This window comes from Pseudomonas sp. GM33 (assembly GCF_000282295.1).
Classification (GTDB): Bacteria; Pseudomonadota; Gammaproteobacteria; order Pseudomonadales; family Pseudomonadaceae; genus Aquipseudomonas; species Aquipseudomonas laurylsulfatiphila.
On sequence record NZ_AKJO01000111.1, the window covers coordinates 12,689 to 33,953 of the forward strand.

25 protein-coding genes are annotated in these 21,265 nt (G+C 62.3%); 17 read left to right on the plus strand and 8 right to left on the minus strand.

Going from position 1 to position 21,265, the window contains the following annotated elements:
- Positions 1 to 44: 44 nt before the first annotated feature.
- Positions 45 to 755, plus strand: coding sequence for a FadR/GntR family transcriptional regulator (locus PMI26_RS09125; protein WP_007976831.1), 711 nt, complete (start codon positions 45 to 47; stop codon positions 753 to 755).
- Between the two features lie 147 nt (positions 756 to 902).
- Here PMI26_RS09125 and PMI26_RS09120 read toward each other — a convergent pair whose 3' ends face one another.
- Positions 903 to 1,814, minus strand: a complete 912-nt coding sequence (locus PMI26_RS09120) for a DMT family transporter (protein WP_007976833.1) — start codon at positions 1,812 to 1,814, stop codon at positions 903 to 905.
- Between the two features lie 96 nt (positions 1,815 to 1,910).
- Between PMI26_RS09120 and PMI26_RS09115 the strand changes: the two genes are divergently transcribed.
- Positions 1,911 to 2,774, plus strand: coding sequence for a LysR family transcriptional regulator (locus PMI26_RS09115; protein ID WP_007976835.1), 864 nt, complete (start codon positions 1,911 to 1,913; stop codon positions 2,772 to 2,774).
- A gap of 133 nt (positions 2,775 to 2,907) precedes the next feature.
- Here PMI26_RS09115 and trhP read toward each other — a convergent pair whose 3' ends face one another.
- Complete coding sequence (gene trhP, locus PMI26_RS09110) at positions 2,908 to 4,233, minus strand: prephenate-dependent tRNA uridine(34) hydroxylase TrhP (RefSeq protein ID WP_007976837.1); 1,326 nt, start codon at positions 4,231 to 4,233, stop codon at positions 2,908 to 2,910.
- 160 nt (positions 4,234 to 4,393) lie between these two features.
- Here trhP and PMI26_RS09105 point away from each other — a divergent pair, with 160 nt between their 5' ends.
- Positions 4,394 to 5,455 carry an AI-2E family transporter gene (locus PMI26_RS09105; RefSeq protein ID WP_007976839.1) on the plus strand — a complete coding sequence of 354 codons (1,062 nt, stop codon included), beginning with the start codon at positions 4,394 to 4,396 and terminating at the stop codon, positions 5,453 to 5,455.
- Here the strand turns inward: PMI26_RS09105 and PMI26_RS09100 are convergent.
- The 3 genes from PMI26_RS09100 to PMI26_RS09090 all read right to left on the minus strand — a co-directional run bounded on the left by PMI26_RS09100 (position 5,452) and on the right by PMI26_RS09090 (position 6,739).
- Positions 5,452 to 5,643, minus strand: a complete 192-nt coding sequence (locus tag PMI26_RS09100; protein ID WP_007976842.1) for a hypothetical protein — start codon at positions 5,641 to 5,643, stop codon at positions 5,452 to 5,454. The genes PMI26_RS09105 and PMI26_RS09100 overlap by 4 nt on opposite strands.
- 115 nt (positions 5,644 to 5,758) lie before the next feature.
- Entirely contained in the window at positions 5,759 to 5,953 is a 195-nt protein-coding gene (locus PMI26_RS09095) for a hypothetical protein (RefSeq protein WP_007976845.1), read from the minus strand.
- Positions 5,954 to 6,373: 420 nt separating this feature from the next.
- Positions 6,374 to 6,739, minus strand: coding sequence for a hypothetical protein (locus PMI26_RS09090; protein WP_007976847.1), 366 nt, complete (start codon positions 6,737 to 6,739; stop codon positions 6,374 to 6,376).
- Between the two features lie 246 nt (positions 6,740 to 6,985).
- Between PMI26_RS09090 and PMI26_RS09085 the strand changes: the two genes are divergently transcribed.
- Complete coding sequence (locus PMI26_RS09085) at positions 6,986 to 7,804, plus strand: shikimate 5-dehydrogenase (RefSeq protein WP_007976850.1); 819 nt, start codon at positions 6,986 to 6,988, stop codon at positions 7,802 to 7,804.
- A 9-nt stretch (positions 7,805 to 7,813) separates the two neighbouring features.
- Positions 7,814 to 8,332 (plus strand): cupin domain-containing protein, encoded by a 519-nt coding sequence (locus PMI26_RS09080; protein WP_007976851.1) that lies wholly within the window; start codon positions 7,814 to 7,816, stop codon positions 8,330 to 8,332.
- A gap of 335 nt (positions 8,333 to 8,667) precedes the next feature.
- On the opposite strand, the gene PMI26_RS09075 is transcribed toward PMI26_RS09080, so the two are convergent.
- Positions 8,668 to 9,312 carry a YceH family protein gene (locus PMI26_RS09075; RefSeq protein ID WP_007976853.1) on the minus strand — a complete coding sequence of 215 codons (645 nt, stop codon included), beginning with the start codon at positions 9,310 to 9,312 and terminating at the stop codon, positions 8,668 to 8,670.
- A gap of 303 nt (positions 9,313 to 9,615) precedes the next feature.
- Here PMI26_RS09075 and PMI26_RS09070 point away from each other — a divergent pair, with 303 nt between their 5' ends.
- From PMI26_RS09070 to PMI26_RS09025, 10 genes are all read left to right on the plus strand, one after another.
- Complete coding sequence (locus PMI26_RS09070; protein WP_007976855.1) at positions 9,616 to 10,356, plus strand: glycosyltransferase family 2 protein; 741 nt, start codon at positions 9,616 to 9,618, stop codon at positions 10,354 to 10,356.
- Entirely contained in the window at positions 10,353 to 10,631 is a 279-nt protein-coding gene (locus tag PMI26_RS09065) for a lipid-A-disaccharide synthase N-terminal domain-containing protein (protein WP_007976857.1), read from the plus strand. The genes PMI26_RS09070 and PMI26_RS09065 overlap by 4 nt, the downstream gene beginning before the upstream one ends.
- 3 nt (positions 10,632 to 10,634) lie before the next feature.
- On the plus strand, positions 10,635 to 12,044 hold the full coding sequence (locus tag PMI26_RS09060) for an ArnT family glycosyltransferase (RefSeq protein ID WP_007976858.1): 1,410 nt from the start codon (positions 10,635 to 10,637) through the stop codon (positions 12,042 to 12,044).
- A 150-nt stretch (positions 12,045 to 12,194) separates the two neighbouring features.
- A complete protein-coding gene (locus tag PMI26_RS09055) occupies positions 12,195 to 13,367 on the plus strand; it encodes an acyl-CoA dehydrogenase family protein (RefSeq protein WP_007976860.1) in 1,173 nt (390 codons plus the stop codon).
- Positions 13,364 to 14,557: an acyl-CoA dehydrogenase family protein gene (locus tag PMI26_RS09050; protein WP_007976862.1), complete on the plus strand. Its 1,194-nt coding sequence runs from the start codon at positions 13,364 to 13,366 to the stop codon at positions 14,555 to 14,557. Before PMI26_RS09055 ends, PMI26_RS09050 begins: the two co-directional genes overlap by 4 nt.
- Before the next feature lie 13 nt (positions 14,558 to 14,570).
- Entirely contained in the window at positions 14,571 to 15,353 is a 783-nt protein-coding gene (locus PMI26_RS09045; RefSeq protein ID WP_007976863.1) for an SDR family oxidoreductase, read from the plus strand.
- A gap of 2 nt (positions 15,354 to 15,355) precedes the next feature.
- Entirely contained in the window at positions 15,356 to 15,814 is a 459-nt protein-coding gene (locus PMI26_RS09040; protein WP_007976864.1) for a MaoC family dehydratase, read from the plus strand.
- Between the two features lie 30 nt (positions 15,815 to 15,844).
- Positions 15,845 to 17,047 (plus strand): acetyl-CoA C-acyltransferase, encoded by a 1,203-nt coding sequence (locus tag PMI26_RS09035; protein ID WP_007976866.1) that lies wholly within the window; start codon positions 15,845 to 15,847, stop codon positions 17,045 to 17,047.
- Complete coding sequence (locus PMI26_RS09030) at positions 17,048 to 17,437, plus strand: steroid Delta-isomerase (protein WP_007976868.1); 390 nt, start codon at positions 17,048 to 17,050, stop codon at positions 17,435 to 17,437.
- A complete protein-coding gene (locus PMI26_RS09025) occupies positions 17,434 to 17,868 on the plus strand; it encodes a nuclear transport factor 2 family protein (protein WP_007976871.1) in 435 nt (144 codons plus the stop codon). Before PMI26_RS09030 ends, PMI26_RS09025 begins: the two co-directional genes overlap by 4 nt.
- Before the next feature lie 175 nt (positions 17,869 to 18,043).
- Here PMI26_RS09025 and PMI26_RS09020 read toward each other — a convergent pair whose 3' ends face one another.
- Both PMI26_RS09020 and PMI26_RS09015 read right to left on the minus strand, forming a co-directional pair.
- Positions 18,044 to 18,541: an SRPBCC family protein gene (locus PMI26_RS09020; protein WP_007976874.1), complete on the minus strand. Its 498-nt coding sequence runs from the start codon at positions 18,539 to 18,541 to the stop codon at positions 18,044 to 18,046.
- 26 nt (positions 18,542 to 18,567) lie between these two features.
- Positions 18,568 to 19,344: an SDR family oxidoreductase gene (locus tag PMI26_RS09015; protein WP_007976875.1), complete on the minus strand. Its 777-nt coding sequence runs from the start codon at positions 19,342 to 19,344 to the stop codon at positions 18,568 to 18,570.
- Between the two features lie 283 nt (positions 19,345 to 19,627).
- Between PMI26_RS09015 and PMI26_RS09010 the strand changes: the two genes are divergently transcribed.
- Together PMI26_RS09010 and PMI26_RS09005 are read left to right on the plus strand one after the other, a co-directional pair.
- Entirely contained in the window at positions 19,628 to 20,470 is an 843-nt protein-coding gene (locus tag PMI26_RS09010) for an alpha/beta fold hydrolase (protein ID WP_007976877.1), read from the plus strand.
- Positions 20,467 to 21,258, plus strand: a complete 792-nt coding sequence (locus PMI26_RS09005) for a fumarylacetoacetate hydrolase family protein (protein ID WP_007976879.1) — start codon at positions 20,467 to 20,469, stop codon at positions 21,256 to 21,258. Before PMI26_RS09010 ends, PMI26_RS09005 begins: the two co-directional genes overlap by 4 nt.
- Positions 21,259 to 21,265 lie beyond the last annotated feature (7 nt).

The following is a 21,265-nucleotide window of genomic DNA, read 5'->3' on the forward strand; positions in this document are numbered from 1 at the left end:
GGCGCGGTGCTACGATTCGATAGCCCTGATTTCCGGACACCTTCATGCAAGAAGACCTCGAAGCCCCCGCCCGCAAGCGCAGCCACAACCTGGCCCATGACCTGGTGGAGAAACTGACCCAGCGCATCCTGCTCGGCCAGATGTTGCCCGGCGACAAGCTGCCGTCGGAAAACACCATCGTTCAGGAGCACGGGGTCAGTCGCACGGTGGTGCGCGAGGCGATCTCGAAGTTGCAGGCCTCGGGGCTGGTGGAAACCCGGCATGGCATTGGCACGTTCGTGATCGAGCGCGCACCGGAGCAGGGGCTGCGGCTGAATGTCGACACGGCGTTGGGGGTGCGCAGCATTCTGGAGTTGCGCATGGGCCTGGAAACCCAGGCGGCGGCGCTGGCAGCAACTCGCCGCACCGATCTGCAACTGGCGCAGATGCGTGAAGCGCTGGACGACTATCAAAGCCTGCTGGCCAACAACGACAGCTGTGTCGAAGCGGACCGGCGTTTTCATCTGCTGATCGCCGAAGCCACCGGCAACGTCTGCTTCACCGAAATCATGCAGCACCTGGGCAGCGCCATGATCCCGCGCACCCGGGTCAATGCGGCCGAGCGGGGGGCGGTGGACTTGAGCAAGCTCGGCGAGCTGGCCAATCTTGAGCACGAGGCGATCCTCAATGCCATCAAGCGCCAGGACCCGGACGCGGCGCGGGCGGCGATGTGGTTGCACCTGACCAACAGTCGTGACCGGTTTTCGGCTAGCTGATAGTCAGTGACACCGCGTTATCGTTCATCGCGGGCAAGCCACGCTCCCACAGGTTCTGGGTCGTGCTCAGGAACCGCGGCATCCATAAAAACCTGTGGGAGCGAGCTTGCTCGCGATAGCGCCAGACCTGACAGCGAAAAACCTGAATCAGACCCTGACAGCCTGAACAACCACAGCCCGCCGCTCAAGATTCAACGCCAGCACACTTGCCAACACCACCAGCCCGCCGACCACGATCATTAACGTCGGCCGTTCGCCGAGCGCATAGGACGCCATCACCATCGCCGTCGGCGGCGTCAAATACAGCGTCATGGTCGCCCGGCTCAAATCGACATGCGCCAGCACATAGGCCCAGGCCAGGTACGCCAGTGCACTGGGGAATATCCCCAGGGCAATCACCGCCCACTGCACGCGCATCGGCGCCAGGGCGACTTGATCCACCAGGCCGGGCAGAAAAATCAACAGCAGCCCCGTACCGGACCACACCGTGTAGCACACCAGCGTCAGCCCGTCGTAACGCCCGGTGTGATGTTTTTGCAGGGCAAAGTAGAGGCTCCAGGACACCGCCGCCAGCAGGATCAGCAAGCCGTGGGCGTCAATGCTGCCCAGGCCATGATCGCCCGCCACCACGATCACCACGCCAAACAACCCGAGCAGCACACAACCCCAGCGCCACAGGCTCACCTGATCCTTGAACACGAAGCGCGCTATCAATGTGCTGAACAGCGGCGTGGTCTGGGCCAGGACGCTCGAAGCGCCAGCGCTGACTCCCTGCTGGCCGAAGTTGATCGCCACGTGATGCAGGCTCACGGCAAAGAAACCCAGGCCGAACATCAGCGGCAAGTCTCGCAGGCTGGGCAGGCGAATGCCTTTGAAGACCGCGACCACGGCCATGAACACGGAGGCCAGCAGGAAGCGCAGCAGGGCCAGGTGCACGGGGTCGTAGGCCTGCAAGCCGATATGAATGCCGGTCGGGGAGTAGCCCCAGCACGCCACGACAAACGCCATGGCCAGAATGATTTTCCAGGGTGAAACGAGGGAGGGTGTGAGCGGCGTCATGGTCGTGCACCTGTGGGCTGATGCACGGAGTATCAGAAAGCCAATCGTTCGCCACAACTGACTTATACTGCGCTAATCGTTCACTATAGGTGATGTATGGAGCTGGCACAGATTCGCATGTTCAAGACCGTGGCCGACGTCGGCAGCATTGCCCGCGCGGCTGAATTGCTACATTGCGTGCCGTCCAACATCACGGCACGGATCAAGGCCCTCGAGGCTGAGCTGGGTGTTGCGCTGTTCCTGCGCGAAGGCCGAGGGCTGCGCATCAGCCCGTCGGGGCAGACCTTCCTGGCCTACGCCTCGAAAATTCTCGCCCTGACCGCCGAGGCCAAGCGGGCGGTCGACCCTTCGGCCGAACCCTCAGGGCCGTTGCGCATCGGCGCCATCGAGTCGTCGGCCACCGGGCGGTTGCCGCGCCTGCTGGCGAAATTCCACAAGCGTTTCCCGCAGGTGGCGCTGGAGCTGACCACCGGCACCTGGGGGCAGTTGCTCGATGACACGCTCAATCACAAGCTTGATGGCGCCATCGTCGCGGTCGACGTCGAGCGTTCGCACCTCAAGCGCACGCCGATGTACCGCGAAGAGTTGCTGCTGATCGCCTCGACATCCCTGGGGCCGTTGCGCAGCGTGACGGACCTGCATGACAAGACGATGTTCCTTTGGCCTCAGGGCTGTCCTTACCGGGCGGCGATGGAGCATTGGCTATTGCGAAATGGGTTGGCGCTGCCGATTGTCAGCCTGGCCAGCTATGGCGCGATTGTCGGTTGCGTCAGCGCCGGGGCCGGTGTGGCGCTGGTGACTAAAGGGGTTTTCGATCAATACGCCAAGGGCGCGGGGTGCGTGGCGTTTGAGTTTCCCGAACTGACGGCCATCGAGAGCCTGTTCTACTGGCACGAAAACGCCGGGGTGCACCCGGCGCGTGAGGCGTTCGTGGCGATGCTCCGCGAGGAATTTGCCTGACGCAGTACCTGTGGGAGAGCCTGTGGGAGCGAGCTTGCTCGCGATGACGGAGTGTCAGTCGCTAACAATATTGACTGATACACCGCTATCGCGAGCAAGCTCGCTCCCACAGGGTTTTGTGTGTATTTGAAGGTCAGTTCACACCTACGTCCCGCATCAACAACCCAAACTGCAGATCCACCGCATCCGGTATCGGTAAATACACCCTATGCCCATCCCCCGGTGCAACGTCGATCGCTTCGCCCTTGGCGTTCTGCAGCTGATGCAGATCGAAGTGGAAGTTGCCTTTGGGCGTCATCAGCTCCATGTGGTCGCCCACGCCGAAGCGGTTTTTCACCTTGACCTCGGCCAGGCGATCCCGGCGCTGCCCGGTCAGCTCACCGACAAACTGTTGCCGTTCCGACACCGAGCTGCCGTTCTGGTAGTTCTGGTATTCGTCATGCACATGCCGACGCAGAAAACCTTCGGTGTAGCCGCGCTGGGCGAGGGATTCCAGGTCGCTCATCAGGCCGCGGTCGAAGGCCCGGCCCGCCACCGCGTCGTCGATGGCCCGGCGATAAACCTGGGTGGTGCGCGCGCAATAAAAGTGCGATTTGGTCCGGCCTTCGATTTTCAGCGAATGCACGCCCATCTGCGTCAGGCGTTCGACGTGCTGCACGGCACGCAGATCCTTGGCGTTCATGATGTACGTGCCGTGTTCGTCTTCGAAGGCGGGCATCTGTTCGCCGGGACGATTGGCTTCCTGCAACAGGAACACCTGATCGGTGGGTGCGCCGATGCCCAGGGTCGGTTCGGGATCGAATGTCTGCACGATCTCGCCCAGTTGGTTTTCCGTGGCCGGCTGCGCCGTGTATTTCCAGCGACAGGCGTTGGTGCAGGAGCCCTGATTGGCGTCGCGCCTGTTCATGTACCCCGACAGCAGGCAGCGCCCGGAATAGGCCATGCACAACGCGCCATGCACGAACACTTCCAGTTCCATGGCAGGCACTTGCCCGCGGATCTCGGCGATCTCTTCCAGCGACAGCTCCCGCGACAGGATGATCCGGCTCAAGCCTTGCTGCTGCCAGAACTCGACGCTTGCCCAGTTCACCGTATTGGCCTGCACCGAAAGGTGGACCGGCATCTGTGGGTAGTGCCGGCGCACCAGCATGATCAGGCCAGGGTCGGACATGATCAGCGCATCGGGGGCCATGGCGATCACCGGTTCAAGGTCTTTGAGGAAGGTCTTGAGCTTGGCGTTGTGCGGCGCGATGTTCACCACCACGTAGAAGCGCTTGCCCTGTGCCTGGGCCTCGCGAATGCCAAGGGCGAGATTGGCGTGGTCGAATTCGTTGTTGCGCACCCGCAGGCTGTAGCGCGGCTGGCCGGCGTACACGGCATCGGCGCCATAGGCGAAGGCATAACGCATGTTTTTCAGGGTGCCGGCGGGGGCGAGCAGTTCTGGCGCGGTGAGGTTCATGGCGGTGTCGGTCGCAAAAGCCGCGCAGGATAAACGCTCGGCACGGAGCGTTTATTGACCTGGATCCATGTCTGGTCAACAAAGAGATGGCACTCGCGCGAGCCGTAGCGGACTAAACATCAGGGCCCAAGTGTTGCGTCCCGGCGGGCATGGATCGGATATGAACGAAGAAACCCTGAAAGACAGATCGCTGACGATCCTTCTGGCCCTGGTGAGCATCGCCTTCATCTGGATCCTGCTGCCGTTCTACGGCGCTGTATTCTGGGCGGTAATCCTCGGCATCCTCTTTGCACCGCTGCAACGGCGGCTGCAGCTGAAGTTCGGCTGGGAGCGCAACCTCACGTCACTGCTCACGCTGAGCATCTGCCTGTTGATCGCGATCCTGCCAGTGATAGTCCTCAGCATCCTCCTGATCCAGGAGGGGGCCGCGCTCTACAAGAACATCGAGAGCGGCGAACTGGACATCGCCGGGTACGTGGCGCAGTTCAAGCACATCCTGCCGCCGTATTTCCAGCACCTGCTGGACCGCTTCGGCATGGGCGAGCTGAACGGTTTGCGAGAAAAAATCGTCAAGAGTGCGATGACCGGCGGGCAGGAACTGGCCGCCCAGGCCTTCATTTTTGGCCAGGGCACGTTCGAGTTCATCGTCAGTTTCTTCATCATGCTGTACCTGCTGTTCTTCTTCCTGCGCGACGGCGCGGAACTGGCGCGCAAGGTGCGTGCGGCGGTGCCGTTGGAGGAACAGCAGAAACGTCGTTTGCAGCTCAAGTTCAATCGCGTGGTACGGGCTACTGTGAAGGGCAACCTGCTGGTGGCGATCACACAGGGCGCGCTGGGTGGTCTGATTTTCTGGTTCCTGGACATTCCCAGCGTATTGCTCTGGGCGGTGTTGATGGCGTTTCTGTCGCTGTTGCCGGCGGTGGGGGCGGGGATTGTCTGGGTGCCGGTGGCCGCGTTTTTCCTGCTCACCGGGGCGATCTGGCAGGGCGTAGTGCTGGGTCTGTTCGGGATCTTCGTGATCGGCCTGGTGGATAACGTGCTTCGACCGATTCTGGTGGGCAAGGACACCCGGATGCCGGATTACATGATCCTGATCTCGACCCTCGGCGGCCTGGCGATTTTCGGGCTCAACGGCTTTGTCATCGGCCCGTTGATCGCGGCCCTGTTCATGGCCAGCTGGGACATTTTCATCGAAACCAAACCGCGGGTGCAGCTGCCCTAGGCGCTGAACCTGCCGGACTGGCCGGTGCCGATGCGTTGCGACAGCTCACGGGCGGCGGGCAGCGAAGTCAGCGGGCCGCTGATCTGCACACCGTCCTGCACCAGATACCAGCAGGCGAGCATGCCCAACTCTCTGAGCTGTGCGGGGACGGCGCTGCCGATAACGGACATGATCTGAACCTGGGACATGAAAAGTACCTCCATCAATCTGTGGAGCTACTTTAAGGTCCGGGTGCCTCGAGGAGTAATCAACGCTTTCGATAGTGGTCATTGATGCCAGCGGGGGCAAATGACCGTTGGTCGCTCAGTTGACCACCTGATCGAGCATATTTACCACTTCCTGCTCGTTGAGCAGGCCCTTGCGCACCAGGTTTTGCGTCAGCAGCGAGAGAAACTTGGCGCTGCGATGACCTTCCAGGTGCTTGAGTTCGGTCAGTGCGTTGTACACCTTGCTGGAGGTGCACAGACCGACGATGCGGTGCGGGTTTTGCGTTGGCATGTGGTCGTCCTTGTTGTTATCAACCTGTTTTCGACGGACAGCACCGAGCTTGCGGACCTGTCATGACAAAAATATGACCGTTTTTCGCCACACGGCAGAAAACCGGTCGAGTCCATCTTGCCCGTTTCTGCCGCACGCATTGTCCCGATAGCGACCTTGGCGAGATTTATCCAGACCTGCACCGACCAATGGGCATAAAAAAGGATCTTCACACAATCCCGGGAAACACCGATAACGCAATACCTGTAGGAGCCAGCCTGCTGGCGATGGACTCCAGCGCGCCGCGTATATCCAGTTCACCCGCGTTATCGTTAACGACCATCGCTGGCAGGCCAGCTCCTACAAGAGGCCGCGTCCGAGTCAAAACCAGCGAACGCCCCAAAAAAAGCCCCGCTGTTTCAGCGGGGCTTGATGAGTTCGTTACCAGCGGCCGTAGTGAGGGCCGTAGTAGCCACGTGGCGGGCCGTAGTAGCCACGGGGTGGCCCGTAGTAAACCGGGGCCGGGCGGTAGTAGATCGGTTGCTGCACGTAGACCGGGGCCGGCTGGTAGTAAACCGGGGGCGGTGGCGCGTAATAAACCGGAGGCGGTGGGGCGTAGACCGGTTGCGGCGCGACATAGACCGGACGGTTGGCGTTGATCAGAGCCGAACCTACGATGGCAGTACCGACGATCGCGCCAAACACCGCCGGACCCTGCCAGTAATTACCACCACCATGGGCTTGCGCCTGTCCCGCGATAGCGAGGGCGCCGATCAGCAAGGCTACTGTGGGGATTTTACGGATCATGATAGTTCCTCGTTTCTTCAGCCCGGCGCCTGTGTCTGCAATAGACCCAGGGATTGTCGCGGGGATACTTCTAAGACAGCTTTTTTTCGAAAAACAGCACGGTCGCCAGGTAAATTTTGTGTAAGGTCTGTACCGACTTTCTTACCGACCTGGTCAAGCCCGTGCGTCCAGGCTTTCATGATCGATCAGATCCAGATGGACGGCTAATCCCGTCTATCCGAAAAGTGCATTTGAAGGAGCTTTGCCATGCAGATGAACCCCAACAAAGACACCCAGCTGTGCATGTCCCTTTCAGGGCGCCCCGGGAACTTTGGCCTGCGTTTTCATAATCATCTGTATGAACAACTGGGCCTGAACTTCTACTACAAGGCCTTTGCCAGCCAGGACCTGCCGGGCGCCGTCGCCGGCATTCGCGCCCTGCGCATTCGTGGTTGTGGCGTGTCGATGCCGTTCAAGGAAGCCTGCATTGCCCTGGTGGATGAACTCGACGCCTCTGCCGCCGCCATTCAATCGATCAACACCATCGTCAACACCGACGGTCATCTCAAGGCCTACAACACCGATTACATCGCCGTTGCCCAGTTGCTGGAAAAACACCAGGTGCCCAAGGACTCGAGCTTTGCCCTGCGCGGCAGCGGCGGCATGGCCAAGGCCGTGGCGAGCGCCTTGCGCGATGGCGGCTATGAGAACGGCCTGATCGTGGCCCGCAACGAGCGCGCCGGGCAGGCTCTGGCGCAGTCGTTGGGCTATGAGTGGCAGGCAGAGTTGGGCAGTCGTCGCCCGCAGATGCTGGTTAATGTCACCCCGATCGGCATGACGGGAGGGCCGGAGGCCGAGCAACTGGCCTTCGAGGGCGATGTGATCGAAAAAGCAGACACCGTCTTCGATGTGGTGGCGATCCCCTCGGAAACGCCGCTTATCGTGCGTGCCCGTGCCGAAGGCAAGCGGGTCATCACCGGGCTGGAAGTGATCGCGATCCAGGCGCTGGAGCAATTTGTGCTCTATACCGGTGTACGGCCGACGGATGAGCAGTTCCAGAAGGCCGTGGCGTTTGCCCGCAGCTAGGAGGTGTCCATGCACCCGCCCATTCTCAATCTGAACACTGTCGAGCTTGAACCGCTGCCCGAAGGATTTGCGCCGACCGGTGAAACCGCCGGTCGCTATCAACAGCGTCTGGCCCGAGTCGGTCAGCAACTCGGGGCGCAAAAGCTGGGATATCGCTTGTATGTGCTGGAGCCGGGCATGCGCGGCAGTCCGTTTCACAGCCATCGGGTCAATGAGGAAATGTTCTACGTCGTGGCCGGGGAAGGGTACGTTCGCCTGGGAGACGAGCGTTTTCCAATCCGCGCCGGTGATGTGATCGCCTGTCCACCGGGTGGGCCTGAAAAGGCCCATCAGATCATCAATACCAGCAACGGCGAGTTGCGGTATCTGGCCGTCAGCACCCAGCAATCGCCGGAGATCTGCGAATACCCGGATTCCGGCAAATATGCCGTGATGGATGACTTCAAAGTCGATGCCGAGGGTAATGCATCGGGATTTGTCGCGGTGGCCCGGCAGGCCGATGGGGTGGATTACTGGGACGGGGAGTAAGTTCTCACAGGTTCTGTGCCAATCACAAATGCCAGTCAGTCCACAGCTCCACTGTGGGAGCGGGCTTGCCCGCGAAAGCGTCGGCACATCCAGCATTGATGTGACTGACAATCCGCTTTCGCGAGCAAGCTCGCTCCCACAGGTTTTGTGTCAATCACAAATGCCAGTCGGTCCACCGATCCACTGTGGGAGCGGGCTTGCCCGCGAAAGCATCGGCACATCCAGCATTGACGTGACTGACAATCCGCTTTCGCGAGCAAGCCCGCTCCCACAGGTTTTGTGTCAATCTCAAATGTCAGTCAGCCCACAGGTTTTGTGCCAGGCAAAAATCCAGGCTATTCCAGCCGTGCCAACCGCTCTTCCAGCGCCGCAATCCGCGCTTCCAGTTCTTCGATCCTTTCAACCGAAACCCCACTGCTGCCGCGCTCGGACGGGTTCTGCCGGGCCGCCATGATTGCCTCGATATCCACCGGATCACCCAGGGCGTGGGTGTAGCGGTCTTCACGCTGGCCGGCCTGACGCGGTATCAGCACGGCCAGGCCCCTGGCAATCAGGCGTTCCAGTTGATGCACGACCTGTTCGGCGTCTTCGAATTCATGCATGCGGCCGCTGCGGGTCAGCAGTTCATTGACGGTCTGCGGGCCGCGCAGAAACATCAGCCCGGTCAGGATCACCTGCGCCGGCACCAGTTCCAGGGCCTTGTCGACCTTGTGTTCCCAGCGGTCGGCACGGCTGCCCATCACCAGCCTGGCGAAGCCGCGTCCTTCGAGCGCGCGCAGGCTCTGGCCGACCTGGCCCGGCGTCAGGTTCATCACCGGTTCGCGGCTGGTTTTCTGGTTGCAGGCGATCACCAGCGCATTGAGGGTCAGGGGATAGGTTTCCGGGCTGGTGGCCTTTTTCTCGATCAACGAACCCAGAATGCGGATTTCCGTGCTGTTGAGCCGTGGTTCGTCAAAAGTCGTCTCTTGCTCAGTGCTCATGGTTCTGCATCCTTAGCCGATTCATGTTTTTCACTTGCGTGGGTGCACTTTAGATGGGCAGGCGCCAATGGCAACAGAATTCGCTGTGTCATCAGGGCAATGATGACAAAAAGTGCATGGAATATTGACGCGATTTTTACAAACGGCCGGGCACCGTGTGCGAGGTCGCGCGAGTGTGTCCACGGGACGGGGCACTGTTGGCGTCATCGCCGTGAAAAGCTGAGTACTGCATCGAGTCGGCCGGTGTACGACACCTTGATTCGCCTCTGATAAAAGAAATCCAATAAAGGCGAGAGTGACTCCATGAGCCAAGACATTTTTGTATCCGTACTGATTCCCGCCAAGAACGAAGCGAACAACCTCAAGCCGCTCATTGAGGAAATCCGCGTGGCGCTGGCCGATGAGTCGTACGAAATCATCGTCGTCGACGATGGCAGCACCGATTCGACCCTGCAGGAACTGCGGCAGATCCGCCAGAGCGGCCTGAACACCCTGCGCATCCTCCATCACGAGCGGTCGCTGGGGCAGAGCACGTCGCTGTACCACGCCGCCCGCGAGGCCCGCGGGCAATGGCTGGCGACCCTCGATGGCGACGGCCAGAACGACCCGGCGGACATTCCCGGCATGCTGGCGCTGGTACGCGGCGAACCGGGCAAGGCCGATGTGCAGCTGGTCGCCGGGCACCGGGTCAATCGCCGCGACACCGCGAGCAAACGCTACGCCTCGCGGTTCGCCAACAACCTGCGCCGGCGTCTGCTCAAGGACGCCACCCCGGACACCGGTTGCGGCCTGAAGCTGATCGAGCGCACGGCGTTCCTGCGCCTGCCGTACTTCGACCACATGCACCGCTTCATTCCGGCGCTGATCCAGCGTCACAACGGGCGCATGATCGTGCACCCGGTCAACCACCGGCCGCGCACGGCCGGGGTGTCGAAATACGGCAACCTCGACCGCGCGCTGGTGGGCATTCTCGATTTGTTCGGTGTCTGGTGGCTGATCAAGCGCACGCGGCTGAACACCATTGCCCAGGAGATAGAGGGATGAATCTCTCCCGCGAAGCCCTTTGGCTAGCCGTCGGTTTTGTTGGTCAGATCGCCTTTACCGGGCGGTTTGTCCTGCAGTGGCTGTACAGCGAGTACAAGAAGCGCAGCGTGATCCCGGTGAGCTTCTGGTACCTGAGCATCGTCGGCAGCACTTTGTTGCTGGCTTATGCCATTTACCGCGAGGACCCGGTGTTCATCGTCGGGCAGGCCTTTGGCTCCCTTGTCTACTTTCGCAACCTGCAGTTGATCGCCAAAAGTAAATGCCTGAAGGAGTAGGTCATGCGCGGATCGTTATCGACCCGAAATATTACGTTGCTCGTGGCCATCGCGGTTGCGTTGCTGTTTTTCTGGGGACTGGGCAGCGTGCCGTTCCTCAGTGTCAACGAGGCCCGCCGCGCCGTTACCGTGCGCGAAATGCGCGAGGCGGGTAGCTGGCTGCTGCCTTACATGAACGGCGACTTGTATCTCTCCAAGCCGCCGTTTTTCTATTGGGCCGGCCTGGTTTCAACGGCGGTGCTGGGCAGCTTGTCCGAGTGGAGCGTGCGCCTGCCTTCGGCGCTGGCTGCCGCCTTGTGCTGTTTTGGCACCTATCTGTACGGCGTCCGGCAGGCGGGGCGGCAGGTCGGATTGTTCGCCGTGGTGTTCCTGGCCGCGAACGGTGCCTTCAGCCTGTTCGCACGGCGCTCGGAAATCGAGATGCTGTTGACCCTGCTGTGCTTCGGCGCGCTGCTGGCAGCCTGGCAGTTCATCTTCCTGCAGGGGCGGGCTTTGTGGAGTCGATTGAGCTACGTACTGCTGGGTTGCGCGCTGCTGACCAAAGGGCCGGTCTGCCTGTTGTGGGTGACGGCACCGATCCTGACCTATGCCTTGATCTACCGCGATGCCCGGGCCAAGGCTTATCTGTGTGACGGTTGGGGCTGGCTGATTGCCCTGGTGCTGGGCAGTTCCTGGTACGTGGCGGTGTCGGTGAGCCAGGGCTGGGGCATCTGGGCCTCGATCATCAGCGAAGACATCGTGAAGAAGATCGACGGGCAGGGCGCCGAGGCCTGGTATGCCTATCTGCTGTACCTGGCCGGTGATTTCTTCCCGTTCTGGCTGATCGTGTTTGTACAGCCGCGCAAGTTCTGGGCAATGATCCGCGCGCGCCGCGAGGCCGGCATGCTGCTGTGCTGCAGCCTGTTGCCGCTGCTGGTTTTTTCCCTGTTCACCGAAAAGCATGGCAAGTACCTGTTGCCGGTCTATCCGTCCATGGCGTTGCTGCTGGCGATGCACTGGTCGGCGCTGCTCGACGAACTGAAGGGGCGCTGGCGCACGGTCCTGGCCGTTGTGCCCTACGTGATGCTGGCCGGGTTCGTGGTGTTCTACATGTTCGTCGAAGCGCGGGTGTTGTCGCACCGGGTCGGCGGTCTTGAGCAGGTTGCCACGCTGGCCGACAGCCAGCCGGGGCAGAAGGCTTACACCCTCGGTGAGCCGGATATCCGCCTGGTCTATTACATGGGCCGGCCGGTGGCGCCGCTGACGGTGGCGCAGTTGCAGTCCGGGTCCCGTCCGGCGGGGCTGCTGTTCCTGCAAGAGCCTCTCGCGGCTGAACTGCAGAACCTGGCGTCGTGCCAGGTCGGTGAAATCAACCCGTACCTCAAGCCGCACCGTTCAGCGCTGCTCGTGCGCATGGGGGGCGACTGTCGCTGATCGGCTTCCCGGCTGAGCAGTCACCGCAGCACATCACCCGTTCGGACTAGGCAGGGCTAACGATTCTGCCGCGTCCGGGCGGCGCCAAACTTCATGCTCAAAGGGGTGTTGCGCCATGCGCGCCCCGCCAAACGAGCAGAAGGCGCCGCGATGGAGTTTGCATTCAGCGACGAACAGGAAATGATCCGCGCATCGGCCGAGGGCTTCCTCGCCGATGTCTCGGATTCAGCCGCCGTGCGGGCGGCAATGGTCAGTGAACGGGGCTTCGACGAAGCCCTCTGGCAGCGGTTGTGCCAGGAAATGTACTGGCCCGCCATTCATATCCCCGAAACCTACGGTGGCCTGGGCCTGGGCTTTGTCGAGCTGACGATCCTGCTCGAGCAGATGGGCCGGCGTTTGCTGTGCTCGCCATTTTTCGCCACCGCCTGCATGGCCACACCCGCGCTGTTGCTGGCTGCCAATGATGAACAGAAACAGCGCTGGTTGCCGTCGATCGCCGATGGCAGCGTGACGGCGACCCTGGCGTTCAGCAGTGCCAACGGCTGGTCGGCCGACGATGTCCAGGCAACGGTGGTGGCCGAAGGCGACGGGTTCATCCTCGATGGCACCCTCAAGCATGTGCTCGACGGGCATGGCGCCGACCTATTGGTCATTGCCGCACGACAACCCGGAACCACTGGCGAAAAGGGCATCAGCCTGTTTGCCGTGAGCGCCGCAAGCGCAGGCATCGAGCGGCAGATGTTGCCGACCATGGACCAGACCCGGCGCCAGGCGCGGATCCAGCTCAAGGGCCTGTACCTTGAAGCTGACGCGCTACTGGGTGAGTTCGGTCATGGCTGGCCGCACCTTGAGCGCGTCCTGCAACTGGCCTGCATCGGCCTGGCTGCCGAGCAGACCGGCGGCGCGCAGCAGGTGCTCGACCTCAGCGTGGCCTACATGCAGGAACGCCAACAGTTCGGGCGCCCGATTGCCAGTTTCCAGGCCCTCAAACACCGCGCCGCCGACATGATGCTGCAGGTCGAGTGCGCGCGTTCGGCCAGTTACTACGCCGCGTGCGTGGCCCAGGAGGTTCTCGACCCGCAGGGCGATCCGCAGGTCGCCGCCGAACTGCCGCTGGCGGCGGCGCTGGCCAAGGCGCAGTGCTCCGAGACCTATTTCCACTGCGCGTCCGAGTCGATCCAGTTGCACGGCGGCGTCGGTTTCACCTGGGAATACGACCCGCACCTCTACTTCAAGCGCGCCCGCGCCAGCGAGAGCTTCCTCGGGCTACCGGCCTGGCATCGCGAGCGGATTGCCGTGGTCATTCTTGGAGAGCAGCCATGAAAATCAGTTTCAGCGAGCAGGACGAACGCTTCCGCCAGGAAGTGGCCGACTGGATGAGCGCCAACCTCTGCGGCGAATTCGAAGCCCTGCGCTTTCGCGGCGGTCCGGGCGACGAGCACATGTTTCCCGAAGAGCGCAAAGCCTGGGAGCGCAAGCTCGCCGAAGGCGGCTGGACCTGCGTCGGCTGGGCGCCGGAACATGGCGGGCGTGGCTTGTCGATCACCCGGCAAGTGATTTTCCACGAAGAATATGCCCGCGCCGGCGGTCCTGGTCGCATGGGTCATATCGGCGAAGGGCTGGCCGGGCCGACCATTGCCGCGTTCGGCACGGTTGAACAGCAACAGCGCTTTTTGCCGGGAATCGTCAGCGGCACGTCGTTCTGGTGCCAGGGCTATTCGGAGCCGGGCGCCGGTTCCGACCTGGCCAACGTCAAGACTCGCGCCACGCTGGATGAGGCGAGCGGCCAATGGGTGATCAATGGCCAGAAGGTCTGGACCTCCCTGGCCCACGAGTCGGACTGGTGCTTTGTCATCGCCCGTACCGAGCCGGGCAGCGTCGGCCATCGCGGCCTGTCGTTCCTGCTGGTGCCGATGGCTCAGGCGCAAATCACCGTGCGGCCTATCGAGCAACTGACCGGCACCTCGGAGTTCAACGAAGTGTTCTTCGACGATGCCCGCACCGACGCCGCCAATATCATCGGCGCGCCGGGTGACGGCTGGAAGATCGCCATGGCGTTGCTGGGTTTCGAGCGCGGTGTGTCGACCCTCGGCCAGCAGATGCAGTTCCAGAACGAACTCAACGAAATCATCGCCATTGCTAAAGCCAACGGTGCCGACCGCGACCCGATCCTGCGCCAGCGCCTGGCCGAAGCCTGGAGCGGGCTGCGGATCATGCGCTACAACTCGCTGCGCATGCTATCGGGTAGCCAGGACGGTTCGCTGCGCAAGGAGGCGACCATCTACAAGCTGTTCTGGTCGACCTGGCACGCCAGCCTCGGCAAGTTGGCGATGGACGTGCTCGGCGCCGAAGCGGAATTGCTCGAAGCGGCGTCCTACCAACTGACCCGTTTGCAGTCGCTGTACCTGTTCAGCCGCGCCGACACCCTGTACGGCGGCAGCAACGAAATCCAGCGCAACATCATCGCCGAGCGTGCCTTGGGCATGCCCAAAGAGCCGCGTCCGCGCGCCTGAAAGGAGAGAGTTCATGTCTGTACCTCAATATGTTGAAGGTCGCGGCCTGCTGCGCGGCAAGTCGGTACTGATCACTGCCGCCGCCGGTGCCGGGATCGGTTTTTCCGCCGCCGTGCGCGCTGCCGAGGAAGGTTGCCGGGCGCTGATGATCAGCGATATCCATGAAGGCCGGTTGGCCGAAGCGGTGCTGAAAATTCGCGAAACCACCGGGTTGCAACAGGTCTTCGGCCAGGTCTGCAACGTCGCCGACGAAGCCCAGGTGCAGCAGCTGATTGCCTGCGCCGAACGTGACCTGCAAGGCGTCGACGTGCTGATCAACAACGCCGGCCTCGGCGGCTCGCGCCTGCTGGTGGAGATGGGCGATGAGGAGTGGAACCGGGTGCTGGATGTGACGCTCACCGGCACCATGCGCATGACCCGCGCCATGCTGCCGAAAATGATGGAGCGGCGCGCCGGGGTCATCGTCAATAACGCCTCGGTACTGGGCTGGCGCGCGCAGAAAGAACAGGCGCACTACGCCGCGGCCAAGGCCGGCGTCATGGCGCTGACTCGCTGTGCAGCGGTCGAGGCCGCCGACTACGGCATCCGCATCAATGCGGTCAGCCCGAGCATCGCCCTGCACGATTTCCTGCGCAAATCCGCGCCTCAGGCGGTGCTCGATCAACTCGCCGCCAACGAAGCCTTCGGCCGCGCCGCCGAAGTCTGGGAAGTGGCCAACGTGATGATGTTCCTGGCCAGCGACTACAGCTCCTACATGACCGGCGAAGTGTTGTCGGTATCCAGCCAGAGGGCGTGACCATGCCACGTATTTTCGACACGCCGATGGCCCTGTTCGAGGCCGTTGGCCAATCGCTCGGCGTCAGCGACTGGCTGCTGCTGGAGCAGGACCGCATCGACCGGTTCGCCGACGCCACTGGCGATCACCAGTGGATTCACGTCGATCCGCTCAAGGCCGCCGATGGCCCGTTTGGCGCCTGCATCGCCCATGGCTACCTGAGCCTGTCACTGGTCAACCTGTTCCTGCCGCAGATCGTCGAAGTCCGTGGCCTGGCCATGGGCGTCAACTACGGCTGCGAGCGGGTGCGCTTCCCCTCGGTGGTGCGCGTCGGTTCGCGGGTACGCGGCAGCGCGCAATTGATCGCGGTCGAGGAAGTGAAGGGCGGCGTGCAGGCGACCATCCGCGTCAGCGTCGACATCGACGGCGAGGAACGTCCCGGCTGCGTAGTCGACACCATCAGCCGCTACTACCCCGCTTGAGTCACCAGCAGAATTTCCGAGGAATCCAGCATGAAAGAAGCCGTCATCGTTTCGACCGCCCGTACTCCGATCGGCAAGGCCTTTCGCGGTGCGTTCAATGACACCGAGGCGCCGCAACTGGGTGGCCACGTGGTGCGCGAAGCCGTGCGCCGCGCGGGCATCGAGCCGGGTGAAGTGGACGACGTGATCATTGGCGCCGCGGCGCAGCAGGGCACGCAGTCCTACAACCTGGGACGCCTGTGCGCGATTGCCGGCGGCTTGCCGGCATCGGTTGCCGGGATGGCCGTCGAGCGCCAGTGCTCGTCGGGCCTGATGAGCATCGCCATGGCCGCCAAAGGCATCATGTGCGACGAAATCGACATCGCCGTGGCCGGTGGCCTGGAGTCGATTTCCCTGGTGCAGAACAAGCACAAGAACCTCTATCGCAACCAGTCGGCTTCGGTGATCGAACTGGACCCGCACGCCTACATCCCGATGATCGAAACCGCCGAGATCGTCTCCGCGCGCTATGGCATCTCCCGCGACGAGCAGGACGAATACAGCTACCAGAGCCAGCTGCGTACCGCACAGGCCCAGAGCGCCGGGCGCTTTGACCGCGAGCTGGCGCCGCTGACCAGTCGCCAGATGATCGTCGACAAGGCGACCGGCGAAACCCGCCATGAATCCGTGACCTTGCTGCGCGACGAGTGCAACCGTATCGACACCACCCTCCAGAGCCTGAACGCACTTGAGCCGGTATGGCCGGGCGGTCAGTGGAGCGACAAGGGGCGTTTCATCACCGCCGGCAATGCCTCGCAGCTGTCCGACGGTGCGTCGGCCTCGGTGTTGATGAGCGCGAAAATGGCCGAGAAGCGTGGCCTGGAACCGCTGGGGATCTATCGCGGCATGGCCGTCGCCGGTTGCAACTCCGACGAGATGGGCATCGGCCCGGTCTACGCCATTCCCAAGCTGCTCAAGCGCCACGGCCTGACCATGGACCACATCGGCCTCTGGGAGTTGAACGAAGCGTTCGCCTGTCAGGTGCTGTACTGCCGCGACACCCTGGGCATTCCCGCCGAGCGCCTGAACGTCAACGGCGGGGCGATTTCCATCGGTCATCCGTTCGGCATGTCCGGGGCGCGGATGGTTGGACATGCGCTGATCGAAGGCCAGCGTCGCGGTTTGCGCTATGTGGTGGTGAGCATGTGCATCGGTGGCGGCATGGGCGCCGCCGCCCTGTTCGAGGTGGTCTGAATGATCAGCGCACAGCAGATCCAGGCGACCATGGCGCGTTACGTGGAGCTGGTGGATGCCGGCGACATCGAAGGCATACTCGCGCTCTACGCCAAAGACGCCACCGTTGAAGACCCGGTCGGCCAGGCGCCGCTGCAGGGCATCGACGCCATCGCGCGTTTTTATCGTGAAGGACTGGGGGCGATGAAGGTCTCGGCAACCCGGACCGGCCCGGTGCGCGCGACGCTCAACGGTTGCGGGGCGATACCGTTCCGGGTCGACATGGAGTGGGGCGGGCAACCGTGCTCGCTGCATGTGATTGATGTGATGGAGTTCGATGCCGACGGAAAGATCCGCTCGATGAAAGCCTACTGGAGTGAAGTTAACGTAACTGCGCGAGGTGAAGCATGAACCTGGAACAGCGGATCGCCCGCCTGGAAGCGCTGGAGGACATCCGCCAGCTCAAGCATCGCTACTTCAACGCCTGCGACCTCAAGCAGGTCGAGGTGATTGCCGACTGCTTTGCCGACGGTGAAGTGCTGATCGATTACGGTCCGTTGGGGATCTTTCGTGAGCGCGACAGTTTTATCGCGCTGTACCGCGAACTGGCCTGCCATGCGCGGGTGATCGACCTGCATCATGGCGCCAACCCGGAAATCGAAGTGCTGGACGAGGATCAGGCCCGGGGCCGTTGGGCCCTGTGGTATTTCAACCTGGATGGCGAGAACGGGGCGACGCGGCAGCTGGGTGGGTTCTATCAGGACCGTTACCAGCGTATCGCCGGCCAATGGAAGATCGTCGCCACCTGTTTTACCGCTCACTCGGAAGTGGCGCGTTCCTGAGGTGGCCCCTGTGGGAGCGAACCTGCTCGCGATGGCGGCGTGTCAGGCAACATTGATGTTGGATGTTCCGGCCCCTTCGCGAGCAAGCCCGCTCCCACAGGTTTTAGGGTGAACCTGGTATTTGCGCACACCCCAATCCCCTTGCGGGAGCGGGCTTGCTCGCGAAGGCGGCATGTCAGGCGACATCAATGTTGGATGTGCTCAAAGCCATATCGGAATTCTGCGTGCGGCCGGTTTCGTAGTACGCCTTGAGGTTCTCGGCAATCTGCCTCACGACCTTGTCGAAGGCCTTGGCCAGCAACCACTCTGCCAACCTGCCACCGCGCAGGCAGTAGTGCATTTGCAAGGTGATGCGGGTGGCAATGCCTTCGGCTTGCAGGGCATAACTGAAACTCGCCTCGCGAAACGGAAAGGGCGAATCACTGCCGCCCTTGTGCAACCGCAGCACGAACCCCGTGCCTTCCTGCCACTGCATCACGCTTTCATCCAGGTACTGACCGCCCTTGCGCAACACCCGGCGACTGGCGCCGACACCTTCCGTTGCACCGGGATGAAACCGGCAACCGGTCAGCCCTGGCACGTAGTGCGGGGCGAGGCTCAGGTCGCGCAGTTTGGTCCAGGCGGCTTGTGGCGTGAGGTTCAGCACCACGCTGTGACTGGCAATCGCGGACATGTCGGAGCTCCTCTTGTGAATGGGTCTCATGAATGGGATTGAGCCGCATCGAGAAACGCCGGTCGCTCACCGGCACCATGCACCGCAATGTCCGCGCCGCTGACATAACGGGCCAAAGACGACGCCAGGTACAGGCAGGTATCGCCAATGTCCTCCGGGGTCGCCAGGCGTTGCAATGGAATGGTCGCAGCCACTCGGGCAATGCCCGCGTCGTCACCATAATGCATGGCCGCCTGCTCGGTGAGAATCAGCCCGGCGGTGACCGCATTGACCCGCACCTTCGGCGCCCATTCCACCGCAAGCGAAGTGGTCAGGTTCAGCAGACCGGCCTTGGCCGCGCCATAGGCGGCGGTGCCGGGGGAAGGGCGGGTGGCGCTGACACTACAGATGTTGATGATCGCGCCGCCGTCGGCTTGGGCCTGCATCGCCTGGTTGGCCTGCTGGCACAGGTTCAGTGGCGCGATCAGGTTCAAGCGAATGATCGCTTCACTGAAACGGGGAGAAGCCGTGGCCGCGTCGGCATTCGGTGAGCCGCCGGCATTGTTGACCAGCACATCGAGGCGGCCGAAACGCTCGACGATCTGTGCGATCAAACGCCCGGATTGTTCGACGTCCCGCAGGTCGCAGGGCACGAACAACGCCTCGCGCCCGCCGCTGGCCGGCACGGATGGCGGTGCTTCGCGACCGCAGATCACCACCTCGGCGTCACAGTCGAGAAAGCGCTGGCTGATGCCGCGACCCACACCTTTGCCACCGCCGGTGACCAGTACCACTTTGCCGCGAAAGTCCATTGGATCAAGCATGGGAATTCTCTTTTTGCCGCTCGGGAATGGCGTCGATGCTAGGTCTGTGGGCCCTGTAATCCAACGTCCGATGAGACTAGAGCCTTCTGTAGGAGCGAGCTTGCTCCGGGCGGCGTTCCGACGATGGACGTCAACGATAACGCGTAAAACCTGATGCCCCACGGTGTCCTGGCGTTTTTCGCGAGCAGGCTCGCTCCTACAAGGGCGTAGTCCTGTCGGACGATGTTGCGCACCCGGCCCGTCTGAATAATCCGACTACAACAACAGGCCGGGAGGACACCTTATGGGCGCTTCAGCGCAAGGGCACTTCGTTACGCTGCCGGATGGTTTGCAGCTGCGCTATGTGGATACAAGCGGGAAGGATGGCGGCAACGGCGAGCCGGTGATTTTTATCCATGGCAGCGGGCCGGGCGCCAGCGGTCACAGCAACTTCAAGCAGAACTACCCGGTGTTTGCCGAGGCCGGTTACCGGGTGATCGTCCCGGATCTTCCGGGCTACGGCGCCTCGGACAAGCCCGACACCCTCTACACCCTGGATTTTTTTGTCGCAGCCCTGGGCGGTTTGCTCGATGCCCTCGACATCCAGCGTTGTGTGCTGGTCGGTAACTCGTTGGGCGGCGCGATCGCGATCAAACTGGCCCTCGACCAACCGCAGCGGGTCAGCCGGCTGGTGCTGATGGCGCCCGGTGGCCTGATGGAAAAGGAACAGTATTACCTGCAGATGGAAGGTATCCAGAAAATGGGTGCGGCCTTCGCCAAGGGTGAGCTCAACGATGCGGCGGGCATGCGTCGCCTGCTGGCGCTGCAGCTGTTCGACGAAAGCCTGATCAGCGACGAGACGGTCAACGAGCGGGTGGCCGTGGTGCAACAGCAGCCGGTGTGCGTGCTGTCGACCATGCAGGTGCCGAACATGACGTCGCGCCTGGGGGAGTTGCAGTGCCCGATCCTCGGTTTCTGGGGCATGAACGACAAGTTCTGCCCGTCCTCCGGTGCCCGGACCATGCTCGAAAACTGTTCCAGAATCCGCTTCGTGATGCTCAGCGAATGCGGGCATTGGGTGCAGGTCGAGCACCGTGACTTTTTCAACAGCCAGTGCCTGGCGTTTCTTCAGGAGGCCCGCGGATGAGCGTGCAATTGCGCCGTGAGTTCGGCGAAGAGCTTTATCAGGCGCTGCTCAGCGGCTCCACCCTGGCGCCGCTGACCGAGCGTTGGCCGTCGATCAGCATCGAAGACGCCTATCACATTTCCCTCTATGCCATTGAGCGTCGGGTGGCGGCCGGTGACCAGATCGTTGGCAAGAAGATCGGCGTGACCTCGGCGGCAGTGCAGCAAATGCTCAACGTGCATCAGCCGGATTTCGGCTTCATCACCCGGCAGATGTCGTTCGATGACGATGCGCAAATTTCCCTGTCCGCCAACAAACTGATCCAGCCCCGCGCCGAGGGCGAAATCGCCTTCAAGCTCAAGCGCGACCTGGTCGGCCCGGGCATCACCGAAGCCGATGTGCTGGACGCCACCGAATACGTGATGCCGTGCTTCGAGATCGTCGACTCGCGGATTCACGACTGGCGCATCCGCATCCAGGACACGGTCGCTGACAACGCCTCCTGCGGTGTATTCGTGCTGGGCGACAGCAAGGTCGACCCCCGCGAGCTGGACCTGCCGAACTTGCGCATGCGTGTGTTCAAGAACGGTGAACCCCTGAGTGAAGGCCTGGGTTCGGCGGTTCAGGGCAATCCATTGACGGCGGTGGCCTGGCTGGCCAACACCCTGGGCGCCTTCGGTATTCCGTTCAAGGCCGGGGAAATCATCCTGTCCGGCTCCCTGGTACCACTGGAACCGGCCCGTGCCGGTGACTGTTTTTCTCTGACCATCGATGGCCTGGGCAGTGCCCGGGTGTCTTTCTGCGCATGACTTTTGG